Source organism: Candidatus Poribacteria bacterium (assembly GCA_021295755.1).
In the GTDB taxonomy this organism is placed as follows: Bacteria; Poribacteria; WGA-4E; order WGA-4E; family PCPOR2b; genus PCPOR2b.
Map to the genome: position 1 here is coordinate 1 of JAGWBT010000018.1, position 26,935 is coordinate 26,935.

Genomic DNA, 26,935 nt, shown 5'->3' on the forward strand with positions numbered 1-26,935 from the left:
GATGGAGGGGTTTGTTTGTGTCAAGATAGCAATCGCTGTTCTGACGAAACCGCTCTGAATACGCAAAATATTTAATCTGCCCCTGCTCAGACAGCACAATCGCACAAACATGCGGACTCAAGCGAGTGTAGCGAATAGCCGTGCTGGTCAAAGAGGTAGAATATCTGGCAGTGAGGGTATCAATCGCCGTCAACCCGATTTTAGGCAGATCGGCAGCGTCTACTCGAAAAATGGGGGCGGGCATCAGCAATTCAACTGCGAACTGATTGGCACGTTGCTCCTCTACTCGGTGCGAGTCAAATCCACGCAGATCCTCGCGCTGACAGCGGTGTTGAGAGACAAATTCCGCCACGCGGTCCTTCTCACCCGTAGCGGAAATTTGTCTCTCGTTTTCCTCACTCTCCAAGTAGTAATGCCCCAATTCGTGAGCGATTGTAAAATTCTTTCGAGACTGTGATTGAATCAGATTGTTGAGCAGGATACCCCAAGTATCGCCGACCCGCATCAAGCAACCATCGTATTGGCTCTCCATTTCCCGTTCCCAAACGACGATTTGCAACTGTTCTGCAATATCTCGCGGTTGAATCGGGAGGTCCTGAACATTGAGTTCACGCAACAACTGTCGCGCACCCTCGGCGGGATCCAGAGTGGGTTTGGAGGACGCCTGCTCTGCAGTCTGATCTTTTCGGGAAGGTCTCTGATGCATATTCAAGCCAGATCCTTCATCATTGTGCTACTTTGTGCTTTTACCATTTTTGTCTTTAAGAAATTGGTAGAACTCGATCAACGTTTCTTTATCTTCCTCGGAAAGCTCCATGATGCCTCTAAACATAACACTGACTTTCGGATCCGCCAAAAGATCGTCGTAGCTATGCTCCTTTTTGCCGAGAAGGTAGTCCGTGGTAACTTTTAACGCATCGGCGAGGCTCGACAGTGTGTCGAATGCAGGTTTACGGGCACCGGACTCAAATTGTGAAATCGCCGCGGGCGTCAGTTGGGCCGCTTTTGCGAGTTGTGTTTGTGTCATTCCGAGTTTATCACGACGTTTCTTAATACGTACTGAAACAGACATAATCACATACCTCCTGATTGGGTTAGGTTATAAACGGTATTACGATCGCAGAAAAGCGTGTTTATCACACCTTCTAACGATTGTGATTCCCATTTTAACATATTACGCCGTTTCAATGCAAGGTCTAAAATAAAATTAACGAAAATTTATGTCAAAACGATTCGCGCATCACGTCTCACCGATGGGTCAATATACCAAAAGCGAATATAAATTTCAATAGAAACATACCGTCCAGAAACCTCACTTTTGTGAATTAGATCCGTTTTTGCATCTTGACAAGACTTTGTGACTATGATAGAATCTGACAGATCTAAACACGATAACATATTATGCGCCGGTCAGCCTATCAAAAAAATCGGAGGAATCACCATGATCATCAAGAGATATTATCACATCAGTTTATGGCTTTGCATCCTTGCGCTGCTCGCTCCGTACGCGGATGCTGCGGTGGAGGAGCAGCTATCTGTCGGACTCTCGGAAGCTGCGGTCAAGATCGTTGACAAAATCGATATCGGTCGAATGCGAAAAGACATCGCTCGACTCTCCAATCTGCCCACCCGTGTCACTGGCTACGACGAAGCCGCATCAGGCAGCAAATACATCTTTGATCAATTTGTCGAAATCGGCTTACAAAACGTCGAGAGCCGCGAGTTTCCTGTCTCTGTTCCGATAGATCACGGTGATGGAAAGGTAGAAATTCTCTCCGAAGACCAAACGCTTATTAAGACTTACCGAATCTGGTCCATCTGGCCCAACCTTGTTCGTACCTCTTTCCTCCCCAACGGTGTCTCTCACGTAGTTGTTCAAGGCGAGACCTTTGACGGAATTGCTAAATCCTATCAAGTTGATCCGCTAGCGATCTTGGCTGACCCCCATAACCAATACCTCCGAGACCAAGCAACCGATGGCAGCGACAACGATGATGATGGTGAAATCGACGAACCGGGCGAATTAGTGCTGGTAGAAGGCAACTCGCTCTTTATTCCTACCGGCGGGCTGACCGCACCCCTCTTTTACGGCGGATCTGGTGAACTCGCCTCCTTCAACGGCAAAGATATTGGCGGTTTCTGGCACAAAGTTCAACAAGGCGACACGCTGGAAGACCTCGCCCACCGTTTCCGTATCGGCGTCGGCAGCATCACTGACGATGTTCTTAACGGTCACCTCCAAAAGACGCAAGATGGCATTGACAACAACGAAGACGGACAGATTGACGAATATGGCGAGATTCCCCCGCTGACTGAGATCCTGCAATGGGATACCGACGGCATCGACAACGACGGTGACGACTTCGTTGACGAACGCCCCGGCGACGCAACTGATGGTATCGATAACAACAACAATGGGCAAATTGACGAAGATGGCGAGTTTGTCGCTGCCTATGAATCCAGCATTTTTATTCCCCAAGGCAGCGTTACACTCGTTGACTTCAATTCCAGCACTAAATGGATCAACGCCGCCATGCTTGGCGCAAAAGCTGTCCTCTTCATCGAGCCAGAGACCACGATCCGTGGGGAAGCTGAAAACAAATTCCTGACGGTCCCCGCCAACATCCCCCGTTTCTGGATTGCTAAGGAGGATGCCAATGAACTCCTAGCTATGCTTGGCGAAGGGGACGAGCAAATGGACTTACCTGCCCAAAAACTTTATGCACGTCTCACCAGTACCATTACGTGGGAACAGCGTATTGGGCAGAACATTCGCGGCTTCCTCGAAGGTGGCGACCCAACCCTGAAGGACGAATTGGTCGTTATCACCGGCTATTACGACTCCATGTCGGTCGTCCCCGCCATGGCACCCGGCGCAGATCCCACCGGCGGCATTGCCGCGCTATTGGAACTTGCTCGTATCTTTAGCCAAGAAGAATTCCGGCCGGGGCGTTCCCTTCTGTTTGTCGCTACAGATGCCCACTTCCAAGGGCTAGGTGGTATGCGAGCATTCATGGAAGGGATTGGGCAAGACATCGTCGGGCGAGAAGCGGATTCCCCAGGCACACCGACAATGCGCGGGCTGCGGCGCGGTTTGAGCACCGACCTCTTTGAGTTTGAAGAACTCGGACGCAAGCTGCTCTTGTCGATCGACCGGAATGTGCTGGTAGATCTGCCCCCGAACTTCTTCCACGATGTCCACACCCTCAAAGCAGATGTCGTCTCCCTAGCAACAACCCTCTCCGATCTGGAAACAACAAAGGGAAAAATTGACTCGTTGCGTAACGCCCAGCGTGAAGCGAAAGAGAAAGAGAAAAAGAAACTCGAAACAACTAAAAAACGGGAGAAGCAGGGATTTACCGAAGAGGAGAAGTCACGGCTGGAGGTCAACCTTGCAAAGTTCAAGAAAGATGCGCTGCAGACCACTCAATTCCTTCGTTCGATGCTTAACCGTACCCTAAAACTGCGTACCCAAGCATTGGATGAATGCCGTGAAACCCAGCGCGAACTGATTGAACAGATTGCCTTACCGATGGCTCGGTTGGATGTGTGGGCAATCAGCAAACTGGAAGCGGATTTGGCAGCAAATAAGGTTGGCGGGAAATATGTTCAAACGCCAGACAGCAGCTATCTCATCCCGAAGGAACGGGAGGACGCAAGTTATTATTTGCCCGTGCCAAGCGATCTACCCTCGCATTTGGAGGCAGATGTGCAGCAACTCTCGGCAGCTTTGCAGGACTGGGAATTTGAAGACCCGCGGAAATTCACGCTTCAGTATGCCCAAGACAAGTTGCTAGACCGTCATCTCGACTTTAAGGGTTTGGAACGAATCAAATCAGCCCGTCGGGTTGTCAGCCGCGCTGAAAAATCTCTGGAAGCATACATCGAAGAAGAACGGCAACTCCTTGAACGAACGCTCGCAAACATTCCCACAACCAGTGATGCGGAGGATAGCATCAAAAGCGCTATCACCCAGCTAAGTGCTAGGCCGGATCACAATCCCGACGGCTTTGCTGATGAGCTAAAACTCTTCCTTAACGCAGCGACCCTCAAACAGTTTGAGATTGTCCAGACCCAACTCCACCAGAAGTTGGAGATGATGGACCCGACAACGGGAACGGTAACTTCACGAGAACTCGACCAAATTTTGGTTGATGACCTAACCAGAGACAAACAGAGTATCCTCGAAACCGCGATGCGTAATGCCCGTCTTGAGCGCTTTCGGATTGAATCCCTCCTCGAACGCCACGCCTCGCTGAACCGTCCCTACCTCGCCGAAGAGGCACTCGTCCTCCGCCACTATCTCCCTGAAGACGCAGCAGACCGAGCGATGACCGTCCGAGAGCAGATTTTCGGTGAGCTGGAAGAACAACACCTACTAGAGACGGTGAAGCGGCGCGCCAAGAACGATATTGTCGAACTCCAGAACCTGCTGAACATCCTTGATCGCCTCGATCGGGACCCAGACGAGGAGACCAAGATCCTCCTCCGCGACAACCTGCTCACGATGCGTAACGCTCGATTCCGCAATCTACAGAAACGGGTGGAGAAGATTGCACGCATCAGCGAATCGGAATACACGCGGAAGATACGTTCTATCGAGCAAGCGATCGCACTGCAAGACATCTTCAATCGTTACTACACCTCGCTGTTTATCTCCATTGACCTCTCCAGCCAGAACGACCAATTCGGCGTATTCAACAAAGGATGGTTCTACGACCAACAACCCGAATTTGTCCTCCGCCGTGAGTTCGCTTCCATCGGAAATAAGCTGGCCGAATACGCGGAGCAAGCCGATTTCGGTGAGCGTATCCAGAAACTATGGACCTTCACTGACGACCAGATCCGCCAAGCCGTCATGAATACCCAGTGGACCGTTGCAGCTGGCATCGATCCGAAAAAAGCCATTGAAGGCAAGAGCCTTGAAAGTTTAGTCACCGAACATTACGCAACATTGGTCGGTCTCTCCGGCGTTTCTCGACTGATGAAGATGCAGTTTGAACAGATGAAAAATCAGGGCGAACCTTCCGAGGACATGCTCAAGGATATGGACTATATCCGTAAGGAGGTCGAACGATTCATCCGAAACGATATCCGTGAGGCGCGGAAGCAACGGAAGAATAAGGTGCGTCTGCTCAATCGACTGGATGCGATGCTTGCGCTGCGCTACGAAGACCCCTCCGAATTCACCCAAGAAGAGGTCGATGACATTAAGGCACTCATTGATATCGCCGGGTTCGGCGGCGAGACCAATTTCGTCAACGCGATCTCCGCCAGCGGCGGTAAGATCTGGAAGACCTATATCCCCGGAAAGATAGCCTTTGATAGCGAAGTGGCAACCCTGACCGGCTTTACCGGAATCGCTTTTGCCACCATCGACGATGCGCGTGTTCTGACCGATACCCCGCTCGATACAATCGACCGAATGGATCTGAGTCAAAATGGTGCCTTGCATAAACAGGCGAAAACCCTTGCCGCTGTTCTTATCCAAGCGATGCGCGATCCGAAGATGCCCACCGCCGCACGGGTCGGGAACTTCTACTGTAACCTGTTTGGTGATGTGGTCGAGTATGATGCCCGCGAAAGTGCACTGCCAAATAAGCCGGTGGAATATCCTGTCCTCGCTTTGCGGAGTCAGCACAAGACGATGATGGGCGTGCGAGGCGATCTCATCGCAATGGGAGACAACAAAGGAAACTTTGAGGTCGCAGGTCTCGCGATGGAGGGACGTGCCACCATCCGCCTCAAAGGAACACAAGAGGTAGAAGCCTACATCCTCCACCCGGATTCTGGAGATATTGTCTACGCACCAGATCTCGGCAACTTTGGTGCGAAGCTCTTGCCGAACCTGATACCGATTAACACCCACCGTCGTGGGTGCCGGATTGTGGTTTTCCCCTGTGTGTCCACCACTATCTTCGATCTTGTGGATCAGCGATACTTACGAACCCTTCGTGAACTGGAAGTTTTTGATGCCGCAAGCGATAGCCCACCGGAAAAGTATGGCGTGTCGAAGCCGTGGCAGCAGGAAGGTGTCTCGGCAACTGAGCCAATCGCGCTCGTCTATTCGGAACCCAACAGCCGTATCAAGATTGGTATGGCGTATGGACAAATCGGCAAACGCCTGCTGTTGATTAAGGCAAGCAAGAGTGGAACGAAGAACCCGACGCTCTACACCGGGGAAGGATTCGTTGTCCGCGAGAACGGTAGCATTCGCGTAACCCCATACGTTGTTGTCCGCGATATGTGGTGGCTCGATGAGAACCGGGCAAGTCTGTACAAACGGTTCGGCATCAGCAGCGATCGGCTCGATCAGCTCCACCAATTCGCCAACGAACATCTAAATCAGGCGGAGGCTGCACTCACCCAAAAAGACTATCAGCAGGCACTCAAACTCGCGCGTGCCGCTTGGGGATACGAATCCCGCGCCTATCCCGACGTGAAGAAAACGGGTAATGACGTGGTCAACGGCGTGATGTTCTATCTCGCGCTGCTGATCCCGTTCGCCTACTTCATGGAACGGTTGATATTCGCCTTCCCAACCGTACAGAAACAGATTGCCGGGACAGCTGCGATCTTCCTCGTTGTATTTTTCTTCTTGGCGCAGGTGCACCCCGCATTTCAGATTACCACGACGCCGGTTATCATCCTGATTGCGTTCGTCGTCCTCGCATTAACGGCAATCGTGATCAGTATTATTGTCCGGAAGTTTGAAGAACAGGTGGAAAAAATTAAGCAGGAGGGATCAAACGTCTATAAGGCAGACGTGGGACGTTTGTCTGCTTCTGCTGCCGCTTTCAGCTTGGGTATTTCCAACATGCGTAAGCGGAAAGGGCGCACCATCCTCACCTGCAGCACACTAGTCATTCTCACCTTTACGGTCATCTCCTTCACATCGGTGCGTACCTTTATGCACCCTAACAGCACCAACCTACCTTCAGTGACGCCGCGGTACACCGGGATGCTTATCCGAGATCAGTATTGGAATCCGCTCGAAGAACCCGTTGTCAATTCACTCACAAATGATTTGCGGAAAACGCAAATCTCTGAGAGCGATTTACGGCTACTGCTGAAGAAACGATTAGGGCAAAAAGGTAAATCTGGAGAGCAGATTGACGTAGAAATTGAAGCAACCATAGCCCAATTACGTCAGCAGGGAACATTGATGGAACAAGGTGAAGAATCCATATTGCGAGTGCACAACATCGTCGCCCCACGTGCGTGGTATCAGTCTGCGGGAACCGGAGATCAGTCGTTTGTGCAGCTAGAGCGCACCGCCAACCCGCAAGATCCCGTACCGCCTGTCAATACCACCACCGGTCAGCCAAAGACCTACTCCGCCACCATGTTGGTAGGGATGAGTCAAGACGAACCCGGTGTCACAGGCATTGATCGCTACCTCCAGTACGGTCGATGGTATCACCCCGACGATGAAGCGGAGTGGCCCACACAATGGCCCTACGCTTGTGTCCTGCCTAAAGGCATGGCGGATCTGCTCGGCATCACCGAAGCAGATATGGGCAAAGCGACCGTCTCCGTATACGGTGCAGATTTCACCGTTACGGGTGTCCTCGGTATCGGCTTCAAAGACCTACAGGATAACGATGGTGAGGAACTGACACCCGTTGACTACCAACTGATGCAGCAACAGGAGGCACGAGGCGGCGGCGCACAGGGCCAGAACCAAGCCATGGAAGGTGAGCTGGAGAAATATATCCATCTACCTCCCGACGCTGTGGCTATCCTGCCGTATGATGTGGTGATGAATCAGGGTGGAACGCTACGCTCGGTCGCTGTCAACATGGAAACACAGCCCGGCGATCCAGAAATTTTCAGTGCCGCCGATAAGCTCGACCTGATCATGGCACCTCTGATGAATCGAATCGCCCTTGACTTCTTCGTTGGAAAAGATCGGGACACCTATCTCTACAGCTCAATTGGAATGACCTCTTTCTCTGGTATGGGTAATCTGTTCATACCGATCCTCATTGCGTCATTAATTGTTCTGAACACGATGCTCGGTGCGGTCTACGAACGGGTACGTGAAATCAGCATCTACAGTTCTGTCGGGCTTGCCCCTGTGCATATCGCCTTCCTATTCCTCGCAGAAGCGTGTGTGTATGCGATTGTCGGTGCGGTGCTCGGTTACCTGCTTGGTCAGGCTGTTGCAACGATCCTCGTCAATTTCGGCTTACTCGCTGGATTGACGCTCAACTACTCGTCAATGTCAACGGTGGTAGCAACCATTATTGTCATGATTGTCGTGATTGGAAGTACACTGTACCCGGCAATTAAAGCCAGTCGCATGGCGGTGCCTGACATTGAACGGAAATGGCAGCTGCCGGAGCCTGAAGGCGACGAGTGGCACTTCGATCTCCCCTTCACAGTGTTGGCAGAAGAATCGCTCGGCTTGAACATCTTTATGCGCGATTACTTTGAGGCGCACGCCGACGAATCTGCGAGCGACTTCTACACGGATCAGGTCGCCTTCGGTCGAACGCCTGTGGCCGTCGAAGGGCAAGACGAAGAGGGAGAAGCCTACAACATCAGTATGATGGTGTGGCTCGCGCCCTACGATCTCGGGGTCAGTCAATCTATTCGGCTTGTCACCTCACCGGTTGGTGGTGAAGAGGAAGAATTGTATAAGATTCACCTCGATGTCCACCGCGAGAGCGGGGAGATCGCGTCATGGAAGCGTGTCAACCGCCGTTTCTTGAACCTCGTCCGCAAACAGTTACTGATCTGGCGGACATTCAGTGCTGATATCCGCGGTGAGTTCCATGAACGTGGACGCCAAGAGAACGAGATGGAAGACGCTCCGGACGCGAGCGGTCTGGTCGCTCAACCGGCACCAGCAGATTAAAAGGAGAAAACAGAATCAATGGAAAAACTAGCGTATGTCTTAATTTTTATCGGTGCAATCTTTTGGGTATTTTCGATTTTCGCCATGCAAGGTAGATGGCAGGCACAACTACTCGCTGCCCTAATTCTTATGGTTGGAATTATGATTGCCCACGTTTGGGAAGAGCTTTTTCGAGAAAAAAAATAACGGGCTCGTGAAACGTGATGCGTGAAACGTAAGAAAAGATTGCTTTGAATCTCCCTATTTCGTTATCGTGGATTCGCGGTTCTGTAAGATTTTAAGAAACCGAAAACCAAGCAATGTACCAATGAACTCATGAACACATCTTACAATTGTGTTTCATTAAAAACCTGTATTTACTCATTCCCTTCACGTTTTACGTTTTACGTTTTACGAGCTGTGTCCTGAAAGGAGCATAAATTTGGCAAGAGAAAGGGTGTCACAAGCAGAAGAGTGGCAAGCTTGGGCACAACGTTACGATGTTGAAGGCGGTTTAAGAACCTTTGAGTCCGGCTTAACCCTGAAAGTCTTTCTCGGTGCGATCTTCATCGGACTGTTGATGATGCCGGGTTCAATCTATCTGACACTGGTTGCAGGTCAGTCGGGCGCGGGCGCCGCGCCGTGGGTGGCGGTTATTCTATTTACAGAATTGGCACGCCGGTCTTTCACAACCGCAAGGAGACAAGAACTTTACATTTTGCTGGGGTTAACCGGCATGGCGGTCGGCTCTGGGATCCAATATCGTGCCTATCCATTTGTCTGGTATGCCTACTTTATCAACACGCCGCAGGCAGAGTCGTATGAAATCGCGGACAAAGTCCCCTATTGGGTCGCACCCGCAAAAGACGCAGTGGCGATTGCAGAGCGTTCGCTGTTGCACATGGATTGGTTCTGGCCCCTTGCGATCTTTTTAGTCATGAAGTTACTGGCAGAGGTTCGCTATATTACCGCGAGCTATTTTCTGTTCCGTCTGACAGCAGATTTGGAGCGACTCCCCTACCCGTTGGCACCGATTCAGGCACAGGGCGCGACCGCATTAGCCGAAACCACCGGACAGGGCGAAACATGGCGTTGGCGTGTCTTTTCGATTGGATCCATGGCGGGCCTGTTCTGGGGGTTTTTCTATATCGGTATTCCTGCGCTCACAGGCGTGATGATGTCAACACCGATACAGATCCTGAAAATCCCATTTATAGACTTCACTCCCAGCATCGAAAGCTTTGCGCCATCGGGGATGTTTGCCCTATGGACAGATTTTGGACTGATGCTACAGGGATTTGTGCTGCCGTTTCCACTCATTATAAGCGAGTTCGTTGCAGCGATGTTCACCCAGTTTATCCTGAACCCACGAATCCTTTATCCATTGGAGATTCTACATCAATGGCGGCCGGGATTGGATATGCGTGGGGTCAAGCTGTTTAATGACCTCGATTTCTGGTTGAGTTTCAATATGGGCAAATCCTTTAGCTTTGCCGCCGTTGGGTTGGCAGCGTCCATCCCAATCATGTTGAGCCTCAGAAGAAAAAAACAACAAGAGGCTGGTGCGCGAGGCTCATTGCAAACGCCACCGGGACGGGGCGACTTTCCCATCTGGTTGATGGGCAGCTTATGGGGTCTCAGTATGGTGGTATATGTATGGATTGTGCATCGGATGGTGCCAAACTTCCCTGTTTCTTTCCTCCTCGGCTTTGCCTTCCTGTATACCCCGTTACACTCCTATATCAACGCACGAACATTTGGGGTGTTAGGGCGACCTCTCTTCGTGCTGCCCTACATCCATCAAGCAACCTTTATTTTAAGCCGATACGAAGAGATTGACATCTGGTTTGTCCACCTACCAGATGAAGATTATGGCGCGGGTACACAGCATTGGCGCGTGCTTGAACTGACCGGCACGACTTTCACCAGCGATGTTCTTGGGCGCGCCTTGATGGTGCCACTCCTGATTGTTGCAACAATCGTGGTCTGGCATTTTATCTGGCAGATCGCGCCTATCCCGTCCTCACAGTATCCGTTTGCACAAACATGGTGGCCCCTCTACGCGACTGATGAAGCGCTCTGGAAAACCTCACTCAGAGATGGAAATAGCCAGATGCTACAAGCCATTCGTGGTGATTACGTGTCAGCCGGCTTTACCTCCTCAGTGGCAATTTACGGGCTGCTCTGGATGGCAAAGGCACCAAGTATGTGGTTCTACGGAATTGTTGGCGGGATCGGTCAAGACCCAGGGATGATGGTTCCAAAAGTGGTGGGCGCACTCATCGGTCGGTTTTACATGATCAAACAGTTCGGCCTGAAACGATGGTTCATGTATAATCCTGTCTTGGCGGCAGGCTTCATCTGTGGCGTCGGACTCGTTGGCATGGGAACGGTTGCGATCGCGCTGGTCTCCAAAGCGGTCATCGTCAAACCGTTTTAGTTCATTAAACGATGCAAACTGAGGAAACAGAAGAACGCGCTTCTGTCGATTTTCCGATTGAACACTTTCCTGACCGAAGTGCGCGATGGTTACTCCAAGACAAGCAATACGTCCGTGGCTTAGTAGAAATCGTTGCAAGCGAGCTGGTAGCGTTTTTAGATTTTGACCAACTCATACCGCTCAACAGAAGTTTTATTTCCGACACCCTCCGAGAACAGGAATCGGACCTCGTGTTCAGCGTACCATTTCGGCGGGGTTCGGAAACCGATGAACTCCTCATCTATATCCTGATTGAACACCAATCCACGGTAGATCCGCTGATGGGATTTCGAGTGCTGTTTTACATGACCCAACTGTGGGACGCACAACGTAGGGAGTGGGAGTCAGACGATGTTCCGGGAAGTGAGCGGCGTCTGCACCCGATCCTCCCGATGGTGTTATATACGGGGGAGCGGCGTTGGAGCGTTTCCCTGACGCTTACTGACATAATGGACATTCCGGACATACTCTCTCGGTTTGTTCCCAAATTTGATACGTTGTTTTTAAGCGTGAAGGAAACAGATGAGACGGATTTAACAAAGACAGGGCACCCGTTGGGATGGCTGCTAACGGTTATTCAAAAGGAAGGTGCAAGCCGAGAGGCACTCAGTGAAGCGTTGGTTCAAGCACTATCACACTTGAACTCACTGGATGTGGCAGAATCGGAGCAGCGGTATAGAGCAATCATGTATCTGTTGTTATTGATTCTGCATCGGCGTCCTGCCGAAGAACACAATGAGTTACTAACGTTGGTAGAGCGGTATACGGAAGAAATGGAGGTATCCCCGATGGCACAGTCAATGGCAGAAATGCTGCTTGAACGCGGCAAGGCACAAGGCATTGAACAAGGTATTGAACAAGGCGTTGAACAAGGCGCGCGTGCAACTACTATCAAAAATATTCTCTCAATACTCAACGCAAGATTCCCGCAGAATAACCCGCAGCGCATTCAGCAGGAACTTGAATTGATACTCGACACCGATCGTCTGACGCAACTCCATCTCAGGGCAGTCCAAGCCTCCAGTTTTGAAGCGTTCCTACAAGCATTGGACACATAGAGTACGGATTCAGTCCTCAGAGTGGCGTACAGTCCTGCTGGGTGCACATTGGGTCAGTGGGAGTTCCGATGACATCATCGGGCTGTGGGAAATCACAAACTCAACTGTACCGGTTATTCCTATGGTTCTTGCGTAAGTCTTGCCAATAAAGCACGAAGAGAAACTGAGTTTTTAACAAAAACGTAGTTTCTGTTGCACGATTTCTTAACATGAGTAAATGTCGATTTTGGAAAATCGACCTACAGAAACCCTCAATCGTTTCAAGTTGCTTTGAATCTATCCTCCAAATTCTCTGTATTCGCGGGTGTTGGGTCATTATTTGAGGAATCAGATTTGGTTGTTTTTGGGGGATTTCACTTTTATTAGGGCTCGATTATTCTGCAGAAAGCCTAATCCATTTACTGACGTTTATTATAATGAAAGAAATAGTTACTAAATGAACAATTAACTTTAAGAACCCCTGAGTACAGTTAGCGGAAATGTACCCATGAACTAATGAACCTGATTTGTTATGGCAAGAGAACGCATTACACAAGCAGAAGAGTGGCAAGTCTGGGCGCAGCGCTACGACATCGATGGTGGCATCCGAACCTTTGAGTCGGGCTTAACGCTGAAGGTCTTTCTTGGGGCGCTTTTTGTCGGCTTGCTGATGATGCCGGGGTCAATCTATCTGACCCTCGTATCCGGTCAGTCCGGCGCAGGGGCAGCGCCGTGGGTCGCAGTTATCCTGTTCACGGAGTTGGCCCGTCGATCTTTCACAACCGCTCGGCGACAAGAGCTTTATATGTTACTTGGACTCACCGGTGCAGCGGTCGGGTCTGGGGCTCAGTATCGCGGCTTTATCTGGTACGCTTACTTTGTCAATACGCCACAAGCTGCGTCGTATGAAATCGCGGATAAGATCCCTTTCTGGATTGTGCCGGCGAAAGATGCGATAGCCATTGCAGAGCGTTCGCTCTTGCACATGGACTGGTTTTGGCCCATCGCATTCTTTCTGATATTCAAGTTATTGGGAGAAATTCGCCATATTAGCGCAGGCTACTTTCTGTTTCGTCTGACAGCGGACATGGAGCGGCTACCTTACCCAATGGCACCCATCGAAGCGCAAGGCGCGACCGCCCTAGCCGAAACCACTGGGCGTGCGGAAACTTGGCGGTGGCGTGTCTTTTCGGTTGGATCTATGGCAGGGCTGATCTGGGGATTTATCTATATCGGCATCCCTTCGCTCACAGGCGTGATGATGACAACCCCGATCCAGCTCCTGAAGATTCCATTTATTGATTTTACGAATGTAATCGAAGAGATCGCGCCAACAGGTGTGTTCGCATTATCGACCGACTTCGGAGCGGTACTCACCGGTTTTGTACTGCCATTTCCCATCATTATGACGGAACTGGTTGGAGCATTCTTCACCCAGTTTATCCTGAATCCACATATTCTATACCCGAAGGAAATCTTACATCAGTGGCGTCCCGGCTTAGATGTTCGCGGTGTGGGCTTATACAATGGTCTCGATTTCTGGATTAGCTTTGGGATGGGAAAATCTTTCAGCTTCGCTTTCGTTGGTATGGCAGCCTCGATTCCAATGGTGATCAAGTTTAGACAGGCGCGACAGGAGCAGTCAGGGGTACGTAGATCGCTGCAACCTCCGCCGGGACGCGGCGATTTTCCGCTATGGTTGATGGCAATCCTGTGGCTTTTTGGGATGGGGACTTTCATCTATCTCGTTCATGTTTATATGGCACCGAACTTTCCATTGATTTTCCTGCTCGGCTTCGCCTTTTTGTATACCCCGATCAACTCATACATTACCGCACGCACGTACGGGATCCTCGGTCGCGATCTTTTCGAGATCCCTTACCTCCACGAAACGACATTTATTTTGAGTCGATATGAGGAGATCGATATCTGGTTCGTCCCGCTGCCCGACGAAGACTACGGACGGGGCACACAAAGTTGGCGCGTTCTTGAACTGACAGGCACCACCTTCACCAGTAGTATCGCCGCACGATTGCTGATTATGCCGATCCTGATCATCTCTGGCATTGTGGTTTGGCATTTTGTCTGGAAAGTTGCGCCAATTCCGTCGGCGCGATACCCATTTGCACAGACGTGGTGGCCCCTCTATGCGACCAACGAATGCCTCTGGAAAACCTCGCTTCGGGACGGGAACAGCCAGATGTTGCAAGCCATTCGCGGCAATTATGTGGCGGCTGGCTTCGCCTCTTCGCTGGCAATTTACGGGCTGCTCTGGGTAGCGAAGATGCCAAGCATGTGGTTCTACGGGATCGTGGGCGGCATCGGCGCGGATCCCGGAATGATGCTTCCAAAAGTGATGGGCGCAATTATCGGTCGATTTTACATGATTAAGAAATTCGGTCTGAAACGATGGTTCATGTTTAATCCGGTTTTAGCGGCGGGCTTCACCTGTGGCGTTGGACTGATTGGGATGGGAACGGTTGCAATTGCGCTAGTCTCCAAAGCGGTAATCGTCAAACCGTTCTAAAGTAGTAGGCACACTCCATGTGCCGTAACCATAGTTGAACTAATAAACCAATTATGAACTGGACAACACTAGGGTGGGGTGGCATTACCCTTGAACTACCCGCAGATTGGGAATTGAGTGGATTATCCGGTGACGATAAAAGCGGATACCTGCGCCTAGAGGACGCGGATATGCCGCGCCTTGAGTTAAAATGGTCCGAGTCAAAGCAGAAGAAGCCAGACCTCCAGAAAGTTCTTGACGACTATTTCAAGCTCGTCCGCAAGAATTACAAACGTAAAGACACAAACCTTCACATCCAACGTAACGTCAATCTAATTAAGGATGAGGAGTTTTTCGAGGACAGAGAGGTTGTTTTTTTCAATTGGAAGGGCGACTTTCGGGCAAGTGGTGTTATCTTCCACTGTCAGACCTGCAAGCGAATTACAATCGTGCAGGTTATGGGACATCTCAAGGAAAATATTAAGGAGACAACCAGTCGTATATTGAGTTCGGTTCAAGATCACTCGGTAGGGCAGGCGACGCTCTGGAGTGCCTACCAACTCAACGCAGAAGTGCCGCGGCGTTATCGCCTCGACAAGCATAAACTGTTGTCCGGCTACCTGCTCTTCTCATTCGTAGATGGCAGCCGAAAAGTTAGCATCGAACGGTATGGAGTTGCAGACGTTACTCTGAAGGAACAGGACCTTGAGGAGTGGTTTCGAGGTAGATATGCCAAAGCCATCCGCGGATACGGCTTCTCAATTGAATCCAGCAACGGCGATGCAGAAGAACGGCTAACGCTAATCGGCGAGGAAACCCGTCTCATAGACCGCGTGCCTTTTGGGCCCGCGCTGGTTGTCGACAAAATTATGCGACGCAAAACTTTCGCCGTGAACCTCTGGCACTGTCATCACTCCAATCGGATCTACGTCGTCCAAGCGATCGCCAAACAAGATGCAGCGAGGACAGCCGAAGAAATTGCGGCGAGCATCCAGTGTCATTAAGCAGAGTTCAAAAGTCCATTAGTTCAAAAGTTCATTAATGTACTAGTGACCTAATGAACCAATGTACCAATGAACTAAATAAGACGATGATTAATTCAATCCTTTATAAACTCAGGCTGAAAAAGCGTCCAGAATCCGATCTAGATCGAGGGGCCATCTTACAATCACTGCCGCTACGCAACCAGTTAATCGAATGGGAAGTCGATGACAAAGGAGAAGTTTCATTGGTTATCCCCCAAAAGGAGACGCTGTGGTTAAAGTTGGTTGCAAAGCTGTTTATGCTGCCCCCCAACCGTGTGGTTGTCTTGGACGATGTCGGAGGCTTTGTGTGGCAATTGTGTGATGGGCATAACTCCATCGGTCATATTGTCAAACAACTTTGTGACAAATATCGCATGACGAGAAAAGAGGCGGAGACATCGCTGTTCACGTTCATGCGGCAGTTAGGTAAGCGGGGAATGGTAGGATTTGCGGTTCCCCAACAATCGAAGAAAGGAAGAAAGTAAAATGGCAGAACTTCAAGAAGCAGTAGCACCAGAAACAGCAGCGAGCACTGCCGTTCCAACAGAAACACCCGCACGATTTGCGAGAGATCTACCGAAGGAAAACACGGTAAGGGTCAGAAACCTGATTAAGAAATACGAGATGGGCACTACCGTCGTTGAGGCGTTGCGTGGCACTAACTTTGAAATCCGCCGCGGCGAGTACATCTCGATTATGGGACCATCAGGTTCCGGTAAGTCAACGCTTTTCAACATGATTGGGGGCTTAGACAAGCCGACAGAAGGCAGAGTCTACATCGACGAGGTGGACATCGCGCAACTGGACGCCTACGAACTGGCGTGGCTGCGTTGCCGCAAAATCGGCTACATCTTCCAATCATTCAACCTTATCCCCGTGATGACCGCCCTCGAAAATGTCTCCCTCCCCATGATCTTCGCTGGGATGACCGCTGACGATAGCCGCAACAAAGCGGTTGAACTGCTAACCACTGTAGGGTTAGGAGAACGGGTTCAGCATAAGCCGCTTGAACTCTCCGGTGGTCAGCAACAGCGTGTCGCCGTTGCGCGTTCCCTCGCAAACGATCCCGCGATCGTGCTTGCAGATGAGCCGACGGGAAACCTAGACACACGGACCGGGCTTGAGATTATCGACCTCCTGAAAAGTCTAAATGAGGAGAATGGAGTCACAATTATCACAGCCACTCACGATACAAAGATGCTCGATGTGTCAGATCGAATTTTCTACATGGCGGACGGCAAAATCGATAAGATGGAGACCCGCGAAGAGATCGATCTGCAGGTCGGTAGGCTTGACGGTGAGGAAGTTGGATAGACGTTTTAGTACGTTTCCTTGAATAGACGTTCTTTATCCCGCGCCCTCTCAATCTTCGACCACTCCGGCGCATTACGAGACAACCCCTCAACGTCCGCCACGGTCAGACCGTCGGGAAGGTTGACGAGGTTCGACCCTATCCGATAGAGCCACGGATAGATGCCATATTCCATGCCCTTTAACCCACACATATAAAACAGGGTATCCGGCTGCTCTATCAGGGGAATGAGCTCGTCCTGATGCTCTTCGAGGCGGTCCTGCACGTACATCTTGCCGCCGCGTGCGTTGGTCTGTTCTCGGCTGATCGCAGTGGCATAATGAAAGTTTGGCTGACGTTCTGCGAAATAAAGAAATTCTTCGTTATACATGATGTCTGTCGAATACGGAACGCCAAAGACCAGCCAGACCTCCCGATCATAGCCCTGATTGAATAACTCGACGAGCATCCCGACAAACGGGGCAATCCCAGTCCCCGTTGCTGTGAAGACGTAATTGTAATCGAGCGGGTTATCCGGTAGTAGGAAGCTCTTACCGACGGGTCCCGTGATGAGCATCTCATCGCCGGGCTTGGCATCACAGATATAATTTGAATCCACGCCCAAAACCAATTCGCCTGTTTCCGTATCCTCTGCGATTTCCCGTTTGACACACAGCGATACGGTCTCTCCCTTCCAATCATCGCCCCAGCAGGCAGAAGTGATTGAATACAACCGAATCTTATCGTTCAGTGCCTCATGTGCATAATTGAACTCCGCGTCATTGAAGCGTCCAGTCGGCACCACGCCGATACTCTGACCGATGCGATATTTCCCCACCATTTCGCTCCCTTTCAGATTCAGCACGACATGCCAGCCGTAATTCGGACTGGAACTATCCGTGATCCGATACTTACTCACGACCTCCGCCGGAAAGGGATTTTTTGGCGTGTAAATATTTACCGCTGTTTCTGGAATTGGCATAAGCGGTGAAGCAGCAGGTTTTTCTAAGAAAGACGTTATCACGGTCCGCCTCCCGTCTATATATTGATGGATACTCTGAGCATGGATTGGTGTTATTTTTTTTCGGATATAAGCGCTTAGTCGGCGTAATAATTTAACGCTGTTTTGCACATTATAGCACTGACCCAATCTGCTGTCAATACAATTTCCGTAACCCTCGCGACTTTGAAAGAGTGTTGACATTTGCACACAATCCTCATATACTAAGCGGATTGCTTTTGATTATAATGCTTTCAGAGTTACGAGAGTTTACAACACCAACAATTTATATTCGCGCTGATTCGTGAAGGAAAATAAGCATCCGCGAATCACACGAATCCACACAAATAAAGATTGAAGGCTTTAATCAATGACTAATTGACACCAGTTGTTCGCTTTGAGGAGAAGCACAGGAAATGCCAAAACTGCTTCACAAAAACGAAGTGTATACTATCATTGGTGCTGCGATGGAAGTGTATAATGTGCTAGGTCCCGGCTTTCTCGAATCGGTGTATCAAGAAGCATTGGAAATCGAACTGTCTACGCGAGGGATTTCCTTTGAATCACCACAAGAATTGAACATTAGATATAAGGAATACCAACTCAAGCAGCAGTATAAGCCAGACTTTGTTGTTTATGAAAAAATCATCGTCGAAATCAAAGCCCTTAATCATCTGACTTCGCACGAACAAGCACAGCTACTCAATTATCTCAAAGCAACCGGATTGCCAGTCGGTGTTCTCATCAACTTTGGTGCGGAGAAGGATCTGGAATGGAAACGGATGGTCTGGAGCCGGTAGGCATTTGATTAAATCCTATAAACATTCGTGTTGATTCGTGGACAAAAATAAGCACCCGCGAATCCACGCAAATAAGAGTCAAGAGTTTTAATGAATAGTTAATCGACATCGGATGTTCGCTCTCAGGACTAGCTTGGAGGCAGTAGGCATCTGATTAAATCTTATAGAGATTCGTGTTGATTCGTGGACAAAAATAAGCACCCGTGAATCACGCAAATCCACGCGAATAAGAACCAAAGTTTTATTGGAGTATAGCATGGCATCTGTAGATGAACTGATCGATGCAATTGACAATGGAGACGAACGAACTGCACAAGAACTTATCGAACAACAACCCGCACTCGCCATCGGCGAATCACTCAGAGAAGGTATCCTCCGAAGTGCAACACCACTGCACTGGGCATCCCACCGAAATATGACGAACCTGTGTGAGCGACTCATTCAATCCGGGGCAGACACGAACGCGCGCCGCGCTCAGTGGTGGCGAACACCGCTCGCTTGGGCCGCGGACGCAGGCTGCACCGAAGCCGTCGAATTGCTCCTTAAAGATGGGGCAGATGTCAACGGCGATGCGTTCGGTATGACAACAGCACTCCACGCTGCAGCTCAAGGCGGCTCAACCAGCGGCAAAGAAGACTCGGAGGCCTATCGTAGGACTGCTCTGCTGCTAATCACACACGGGGCAGATATTAACCGCCGGGCAACGGGGGATCGCGATCAAACCGCGTTGGACGACGCCATTCGGAAAGGCAATGAAGCCGTTATCGAGGTGCTTGTCGAACATGGCGGGAAAACGACCGCAGAACTACGATTGGCAAACCAATGAACCAACTTACGCATCACATTTCACGCATGAACCAATTACGTTTCACGCATCGCGCATCAGAAAAAGGATAACTACATGTCCCCTTCCATCTTGAGTTTTCCTAACAAAATCATCTTCGGCGTCGGGACAATTAACACACTCGCCGAACAACTCTCGCCGTTCTCGCCCCAGAAAGTGTTGGTGGTAACGGATAAGGGGATTCGCCAAGTAGGATTAGCAGATGAAGTCACGCAGCGACTTGAGGCAGCACGAATCGACTACGCAATCTACGACGGCGTCCACGGCAATCCAGTCGAAGCCGATGTGTTCGATGGCGTGGAGGTTTTCCAAAAGGAAGGCTGTGACTTCGTAATTGGCATGGGCGGTGGGAGTCCGCTAGATGTCGCCAAGCTCATCTGCTTGAAGGCAACCCACCCCCTACCGTTAGCGGAATACGAAGTCCTCAACGGAGGATTGGAGAAAATCTCGTCCGACCTACCGTCGATGCTCGCCATTCCAACCGCTGCGGGAACCGGGAGTGAAGTTGGGCGCGGCGCGGTTGTTACTATAAAATCGCTGGACCGCAAGGCGTTGGTATTTAGTCCTCACCTGCTGCCCAAAACCGCAATCGTAGATCCGGAATTGACCGTTGGATTGCCCAAGACCTTGACCGCTGCGACTGGGATGGACGCACTCACCCACAATCTTGAATCCTACCTCTCAACCGTCTATCACCCGATCTGCGACGGGATCGCCATTGCCGGGGTAAAACTGGTTGCCCAAAATCTGCGTCGCGCCGTTGACAATGGCAGCGATCTCGAAGCCCGGGGTGCGATGATGATGGCGGCGATGATGGGTGCCATCGCGTTTCAAAAAGAACTGGGCGTCACCCATTCACTGGCACACCCGCTTTCGACCGTCACCGACCTACATCACGGACTGGCAAACGCGATTCTCCTGCCATACACAATGACGTTTAACAAAGATGCTGCAACGGATCAACTAAGGGACATCGCTGCGGCATTTGGCGTGAATATCCACGCGCTATCACCGGAGAAAGCCGCGCAAGCCGCAATAGATCAGGTCGCGCAGCTGTGCAAAGATATCGGCATTCCGTCACACTTGCGCGAGGTCAATGTGAAGGCAGAGATGATTCCTCATCTCGCCCAGCAGGCAATGGTGGATCAGTGCCACCTGACCAATCCCCGCCCCTGCACCGGACAAGACATGATCAACCTGTATCAACAGGCGCTCTAATCCGTTACGTTTTACATGTCAGCATAGATTCTGTTGACATTTATTTGAGGCGCGTCCGTCATTCGCCAATCAGAACCTAATCGTAGGGGCGAGGTTGCCTCGCCCAACGGGTTGGGAAACCCAACCCCTATAGGTTGGTGCTAACCGTTCAATCCAACTTACATTACTCCTTTTTTATTCGAGAAGATTGGCAGAGATTCGCGGAGTTTTTTTTACGTTTCACGCATCACATTTCACGCTTAAAAATATGCGATTTCACCTCACCCTTTTCTCAATTCTCCTCATCCTCCTAAGTGCCGGCGAATTAGTAGCTCGGACAAATCTTTCTATCATCAGCCCAACCACCGATTTCACAACAAACAATCAAACAGTAGAAATCAAGGGAATCGTTGAGTCCTCAGTCGCAGGGGAAGTTATCGTTTCGACCAACACGCCCGGCGGCGTCCTAGATCTCAGGCAACTGACCCACTCAATTTATGGGGTCGTCGTAGATCTCGGAAGCGCGCAGGAACTCAAGGGAATGCTGATCCGACATGTGGTTGATCGGGGGTTTCCGCGCGGTCCCCGATTGGCACGTCTTGCGTTCTCGCAAGCCGGAGCCAACCTCTCCGCAGCTCAGCCCTTCAACATCCCATCGGGCATAGATCCCAATTTCCATGGCACGGTGGTTGACTTTCCATCAGCAATCTCCGCACAATTCGTCCAAATCGAGATGCTCGAAGGATGGCAGATTGAGCCAATCGCGATTGAGTCAATCCAGTTCTTAGACACGAACGATCGAGTTATACAGGGGCAGATCCAGTCCATCGCAATTCGGCTGCTCCTAACAGATGTCTGCCCCCCAAATCTGACTGGCCCCTACTGTGCAAGTTTTTCTATAAAGGTGATGCTAGAAGCCGGCGTAAACCGACTTTCGGTAACTGCTAGGGAACTAGCACCATCGGATCCGGATTCACTGAACGCCGTGGACCGAGAAATGATTTCCCTCTCTTATCTTCCGGAGTTAAAGCCCGAAGCAGCTGAAGGCGGGGTTTTCACCTTGAGCGATGGAGACCGAGCAACCGTTGTTATTCCGGCGCTGGCTTTTGACGAACACATCACGAAACTACAATTTTTTTCAGTGCCACCGGAAACGGTTGATCCATTCACCTATCGCGGAAACAGTCGCATTGTTAAAGGAACAGCGCCGGTGGTTGTGTACCGCTTTGAAGCACTTCGTCAAGGTGTGTTTGCTGCTGAAGCGACAAGTGCACTGCATGATCAACCACCCACTTTCGCTGTGGATGGCATCTTGGATCCACCGTCTACGTGGGTTGCAGGGCTTGTGCCGCTGCCTGTCATCCTGACAATTGATCTCGAGGTCCAACGCACCGTCAGCCGTATCGTTGTACACGCTAACGTGGAAGGAGAGACCTCCTTTGGACCACAGCGTGCGACACTCCTCACATCGAATAACAACGAAAATTTCACAGATGTTCTTGAAGTCACGGCGTTCGATGATCAAGTGACCACCATTGAACTACCAACCCGCCCTTCCGCCCGCTACTTTCGCCTTGAAATCACGGAGAGCAAGCAGGCGAATAACCTCCAACTCAACGAGGTTGAGTTTTTTAATATATTGGGCGCGAAAATCGTGTCATTTGACTCCCTTGAGTATCTGATCCTGGAGCGTCCTGCACTGCTTGAATTAGCGTATCGCCCCTCAGATCTGACGGTTGCGAACATCAGGCGAGAATCGGATCTGAAAATCTTTGCTTGGGACGCATCCGCACAAGAATGGCAGTTGGTAGGCGGTGAAATTGACTTGAATCGACGGGTCGTCCGTATGGAACTCAACTTCATCTCTGAAGTTGCTCTGTTTCAGGCTGTCCCATCGCAGATTCAGGCAGCGTGGAGCTTTAACCCATTCTCACCCGACGGAAATGGAATCGCCGATCGGACACGACTCACAATCGTGAGCCATAACACCTCCCACATCGGCGGAACGGAACCGGTCGTTGAAATTTTCGATCTTCACAATAAACTCATCCGGACCTTAGTCAATCAAACGGTAATGAGTTCCAACACAATGAGCGTCGAATGGGATGGCAGAAATGAGGCGGGCGAAATTGTGAACATCGGCCCCTATATCTACCAGATTCGGTTGACAAACGGCGATCAGGTCGAAGTCCGCAACGGGGTCATCGTGGTAGGAAAATAAGGGACAACAACACGCCACACCCATCGTAGGCGGGGCATCTTGCCCCGCCCCTACACCGCTCAATACGACAAACACTCGGTGTTTCTCCGCTCTTTGCACTCTCTCTTTACATGCGCCTCTTTTTTTTATTGACTTTTTAACAACTGTTATGATACAATTAACCCATTGAAGCGGTACTAATCTATCCATACAAGGAGAATTATCAACATGGAACTGAGTACAGACAAGCAGAAAGCGATAGATCTCGCAGTCTCTCAAATTGAACGCCAGCACGGCAAAGGCTCAATTATGCGGCTGGATAGCGACGAGGTGATTCCCGTCGCAGTCGTCCCGACCGGTTCAATAGCGTTAGACATTGCGCTAGGGGTTGGTGGCGTTCCCCGCGGGCGAATTGTCGAGATCTTTGGTCATGAAGCGAGTGGTAAAACCACGCTTGCACTTCACATCATCGCAGAGGTACAGAAGCAGGGCGGTGTCGCAGCGTTTATCGATGTCGAACATGCGCTAGACCCGATGTATGCCAAGCAGATTGGCGTGAACGTGGAAAACGTCTTAATCTCCCAACCTGATACCGGGGAACAGGCGCTAGATATTGTCGAGACCTTAATTCGTAGCGGGGCTGTTGATGTTGTGGTTGTCGATTCTGTTGCGGCGCTCACCCCTCATGCAGAGATCGAGGGCAGTATGGAGGACGCCCACGTTGGACTGTTGCCGCGCTTGATGTCGAAAGCCTTGCGTAAGCTGTCCAGTGTCACCAACAAGTCGAAAGCCTGCGTAATTTTCACCAATCAGATTCGACAGAAGATTGGCGTCATGTTTGGGAATCCAGAAACGACGCCCGGTGGATTGGCACTCAAATTTCACGCCTCGGTTCGGTTGGAGATACGCCGGGCAGATCGCCTGAAGGATGGCGACGAGATAGTCGGAAATCGCACTCGGGTGAAGGTCGCCAAAAACAAGGTCGCTCCACCATTCCGCCAAGCTGAATTCGACGTTATCTTTGGAGAAGGCATCTGTAAAATCGGGGAGATCTTGGATGTCGGTGCGGAGGCGGAAATCATACAGAAAAGTGGGCCCTGGTTCTCCTATAACGATGAACGGCTCGGACAGGGGAAGAACAACGCCAAAGAGTTTCTAGTGGAACACCCTGAAATCGCCGCCGAGATCGGGACTAAGATTCGTGCCAATCTTGGCATCCACCTCCCATCTGGCACCGCTTCATTGTCGGAGGCTGATGCCATAGTTGACGAGAACACAGGAAACGCAACTAAGGGTAAGTAGTTCTCCTAGGGGCTATTTATAGTGGACCTTAGAATTAATGAGGCACTCCAAACCGGTGCGGTTAAAAACGGCATCTACCGGGCTTGGGGAAAATATAGAATTACCGAATTATTTTCTGCAACCTCATTTAGATTGTGATTCCCCGTCGCAAACTAACAGTTCGCGCTACTTATGGCAGATTGCCCCTTACATCTTAGGCGGGCATCTGGTTTCCCCGATTGAAGAATTAAATGCCCCTAGTTCTCCCTTTGATACTTGACGGTAGACATCTCAGATGTTACTATAACGCGAGTTGTAGGGAACAACGATCGTTGCTCCCTACTAGCCAGAAAACTTTAAGGGCAAACAGCGTTATAGAGGGAGAGGAGCATTCTCTGCACGGAGACCTGCGACAATTTTATGGGAAAGCTTGTTGGTGTGGATATCGGCGGCACTTTCACCGATATTGTTGTACGGCTACAGATTGGAAAGGCTTCAACCACGCCACACGAGCCATCGATCGGCTTAATTGCTGGCTTGGATGCGCTTGAGGTTTCCTATCCTGACATCGAACTGGTCATTCACGGCACGACTGTGGCGACCAACGCCATCTTGGAGCGCAAAGGTGTACGCTGCGGTCTGATTGCAACGCGTGGGTTCCGAGACATTCTGGAGCTGAGGCGTCGCGATCGACCGCACCTTTACGGTCTCACCGGATCCTATGAACCGCTAATCCCACGAGATCGACGCAAAGAGGTCTCCGAACGGATCTCGGCAGAAGGCGAAATCCTTGTCCCACTATCGGAGGAGGAGGTAATCACAGCCGCCGAAGAACTGGTTACCGACGGTGTCGACGCCATTGTAATTAGTTTCCTGAACGCTTACATCAACTCCTCGAACGAGCGCAATGCCAAAACACTCCTCGAAAGCCGCTTCCCTAATCTTTATATTGTCGCTTCCGCAGATATCCTCCCACTCTTCCGTGAGTTTGAACGCACGTTCAGCCGATAGTAAGTCGTTACTTGGCTCGGCTTGAAGACCGCTTGGAAGAACGCGGTTACAGCGGGAATCTTCTCATCATGCAGTCGAACGGTGGGATGATGTCGGTGGAAGCCGCCCGCGACTTCTCAGTCAATACCGTCCTATCGGGTCCCGCAGCGGGCGTCATCGCTGCCACCAAGATCGCCGCAGAAAGCGGTTTCGAGAACCTAATCGGTTACGATATGGGAGGCACCAGCCTTGATGTATCCCTCGTAACAGAGGGCAAGCCGGTCGTGTCAAACGGGATCGAACCGGAGTTTGGGATTCCAATCATGGTGTCGATGATTGATATCCATACCATCGGCGCGGGCGGCGGTAGCATCGCCCGGATTGACGAGGGAGGTCTTCTCCAAGTGGGTCCCGAAAGTGCGGGCGCCGAACCGGGTCCCGTCTGCTACGGCTTGGGTGGCACTGAACCCACCGTCACCGATGCAAACGTGATTCTCGGACGAATCAACCCGGATTATCCCATCGCGAGAGCAGCAGATTTTTCGTTTGACCTCGATACAGCCCGGTCTGTTCTTATCGAGAAGATTGGTCAACCGCTCGGTCTATCCCTAGAAGAGACAGCACTGGCAATCCTCACCATTGCAAATAACCGAATCGCTGGTAGCATCCGACGTATCTCCATCGACCGTGGCCATGATCCGCGAGATTTTGTGCTCTTCTCCTTTGGGGGCGGCGGACCGTTGATGGTCAGTTTCCTCCTACGGGAACTTGGTGTTTCACAGGCGCTTGTCCCCTACTATCCCGGCATCGCCTCCGCTTGGGGGTGTGTCATCGCCGATCTCCAACACGATTTTGTGACCATGATCAACCGTCGCCTCTCCGAACTCGACCCAACCGAAGCAGAGGGAATTTTTGCTGACCACCTCGCACAAGGAGAGGAACTAATCAAGAGTGAGCAGGTTCCTCTGACACAAGTAAGCGTTATGCGGGAAGCGGAGATCTCCTATGAGGGTCAAACCCATGTCATACGGACACCGCTGCCAGCGGGACCCGTGTCTCCCGGCGTTATCGCAGAGAGTTTTCGTCGCGCATATCTTCGTCAATACGGACAGGTCGACGAGACATTTAGCGGTTTAGAAACGCTGCTGGAGAGCATCCCGATCCGCCTGCTAAATCTCCGAACCGCTGTGGTTGGTATGCGCCCAGACCTTATACCCAGTCCTAAAACCACCTTGCAAGACGCGCAGAAAGGCGTCAGACCTGTCTACGTGGAAGATCGGTTTGTGGAATGCCCCATCTACGACCGTTCACTGCTGCCGTGGGGAAGCGAGTTCTCCGGACCTGCCGTCATCGAGCAGGCAGATACAACCATCTGGATCGAACCGTGGGTGCGTGTCCGCGTGGACGAAGGTGGAAATCTTTTTCTCAGCATAGCGTAGGGCA

General features: G+C 50.9%; 18 protein-coding genes. 15 read left to right on the forward strand and 3 right to left on the reverse strand.

The genetic code is table 11. From position 1 onward, the window contains the following. Both J4G02_03870 and J4G02_03875 read right to left on the reverse strand, forming a co-directional pair. Positions 1–706: ImmA/IrrE family metallo-endopeptidase (locus J4G02_03870; GenBank protein MCE2393729.1), on the reverse strand; the 706-nt coding region annotated here is incomplete at its 3' end. Positions 707–733: 27 nt separating this feature from the next. Continuing rightward, positions 734–1,072 carry a helix-turn-helix transcriptional regulator gene (locus tag J4G02_03875; GenBank protein MCE2393730.1) on the reverse strand — a complete coding sequence of 113 codons (339 nt, stop codon included), beginning with the start codon at positions 1,070–1,072 and terminating at the stop codon, positions 734–736. Positions 1,073–1,441: 369 nt separating this feature from the next. On the opposite strand from J4G02_03875, the gene J4G02_03880 reads away from it, so the two are divergent. From J4G02_03880 to J4G02_03915, 8 genes are all read left to right on the forward strand, one after another. Then, complete coding sequence (locus J4G02_03880; protein MCE2393731.1) at positions 1,442–8,863, forward strand: LysM peptidoglycan-binding domain-containing protein; 7,422 nt, start codon at positions 1,442–1,444, stop codon at positions 8,861–8,863. Positions 8,864–8,881: 18 nt separating this feature from the next. After that, positions 8,882–9,049, forward strand: coding sequence for a hypothetical protein (locus J4G02_03885; protein ID MCE2393732.1), 168 nt, complete (start codon positions 8,882–8,884; stop codon positions 9,047–9,049). Positions 9,050–9,284: 235 nt separating this feature from the next. Further along, positions 9,285–11,282 (forward strand): hypothetical protein, encoded by a 1,998-nt coding sequence (locus J4G02_03890; GenBank protein ID MCE2393733.1) that lies wholly within the window; start codon positions 9,285–9,287, stop codon positions 11,280–11,282. 11 nt (positions 11,283–11,293) lie between these two features. Beyond that, positions 11,294–12,379 (forward strand): Rpn family recombination-promoting nuclease/putative transposase, encoded by a 1,086-nt coding sequence (locus tag J4G02_03895; protein MCE2393734.1) that lies wholly within the window; start codon positions 11,294–11,296, stop codon positions 12,377–12,379. Positions 12,380–12,890: 511 nt separating this feature from the next. Then, positions 12,891–14,885, forward strand: a complete 1,995-nt coding sequence (locus J4G02_03900) for a hypothetical protein (GenBank protein MCE2393735.1) — start codon at positions 12,891–12,893, stop codon at positions 14,883–14,885. A 53-nt stretch (positions 14,886–14,938) separates the two neighbouring features. Then, positions 14,939–15,868: a hypothetical protein gene (locus tag J4G02_03905; GenBank protein ID MCE2393736.1), complete on the forward strand. Its 930-nt coding sequence runs from the start codon at positions 14,939–14,941 to the stop codon at positions 15,866–15,868. A gap of 53 nt (positions 15,869–15,921) precedes the next feature. Next, positions 15,922–16,374: a PqqD family protein gene (locus J4G02_03910; GenBank protein ID MCE2393737.1), complete on the forward strand. Its 453-nt coding sequence runs from the start codon at positions 15,922–15,924 to the stop codon at positions 16,372–16,374. Position 16,375: 1 nt separating this feature from the next. Further along, entirely contained in the window at positions 16,376–17,203 is an 828-nt protein-coding gene (locus J4G02_03915; protein MCE2393738.1) for an ABC transporter ATP-binding protein, read from the forward strand. Positions 17,204–17,208: 5 nt separating this feature from the next. Here J4G02_03915 and J4G02_03920 read toward each other — a convergent pair whose 3' ends face one another. Continuing rightward, positions 17,209–18,204, reverse strand: coding sequence for a hypothetical protein (locus J4G02_03920; GenBank protein MCE2393739.1), 996 nt, complete (start codon positions 18,202–18,204; stop codon positions 17,209–17,211). Positions 18,205–18,596: 392 nt separating this feature from the next. Between J4G02_03920 and J4G02_03925 the strand changes: the two genes are divergently transcribed. The 7 genes from J4G02_03925 to J4G02_03955 all read left to right on the forward strand — a co-directional run bounded on the left by J4G02_03925 (position 18,597) and on the right by J4G02_03955 (position 26,931). Further along, positions 18,597–18,980 carry a GxxExxY protein gene (locus J4G02_03925; GenBank protein ID MCE2393740.1) on the forward strand — a complete coding sequence of 128 codons (384 nt, stop codon included), beginning with the start codon at positions 18,597–18,599 and terminating at the stop codon, positions 18,978–18,980. A gap of 256 nt (positions 18,981–19,236) precedes the next feature. Further along, positions 19,237–19,806, forward strand: a complete 570-nt coding sequence (locus J4G02_03930) for an ankyrin repeat domain-containing protein (GenBank protein MCE2393741.1) — start codon at positions 19,237–19,239, stop codon at positions 19,804–19,806. Between the two features lie 75 nt (positions 19,807–19,881). Next, positions 19,882–21,042, forward strand: coding sequence for an iron-containing alcohol dehydrogenase (locus J4G02_03935; GenBank protein MCE2393742.1), 1,161 nt, complete (start codon positions 19,882–19,884; stop codon positions 21,040–21,042). 187 nt (positions 21,043–21,229) lie between these two features. Next, entirely contained in the window at positions 21,230–23,242 is a 2,013-nt protein-coding gene (locus tag J4G02_03940; GenBank protein MCE2393743.1) for a discoidin domain-containing protein, read from the forward strand. A gap of 207 nt (positions 23,243–23,449) precedes the next feature. Next, positions 23,450–24,523 carry a recombinase RecA gene (gene recA, locus J4G02_03945; protein MCE2393744.1) on the forward strand — a complete coding sequence of 358 codons (1,074 nt, stop codon included), beginning with the start codon at positions 23,450–23,452 and terminating at the stop codon, positions 24,521–24,523. Between the two features lie 399 nt (positions 24,524–24,922). After that, the gene (locus J4G02_03950) at positions 24,923–25,513 is read left to right on the forward strand and encodes a hypothetical protein (GenBank protein ID MCE2393745.1); all 591 of its coding nucleotides are present in this window, start codon (positions 24,923–24,925) and stop codon (positions 25,511–25,513) included. Positions 25,514–25,524: 11 nt separating this feature from the next. Then, the gene (locus J4G02_03955) at positions 25,525–26,931 is read left to right on the forward strand and encodes a hydantoinase/oxoprolinase family protein (protein ID MCE2393746.1); all 1,407 of its coding nucleotides are present in this window, start codon (positions 25,525–25,527) and stop codon (positions 26,929–26,931) included. Positions 26,932–26,935 lie beyond the last annotated feature (4 nt).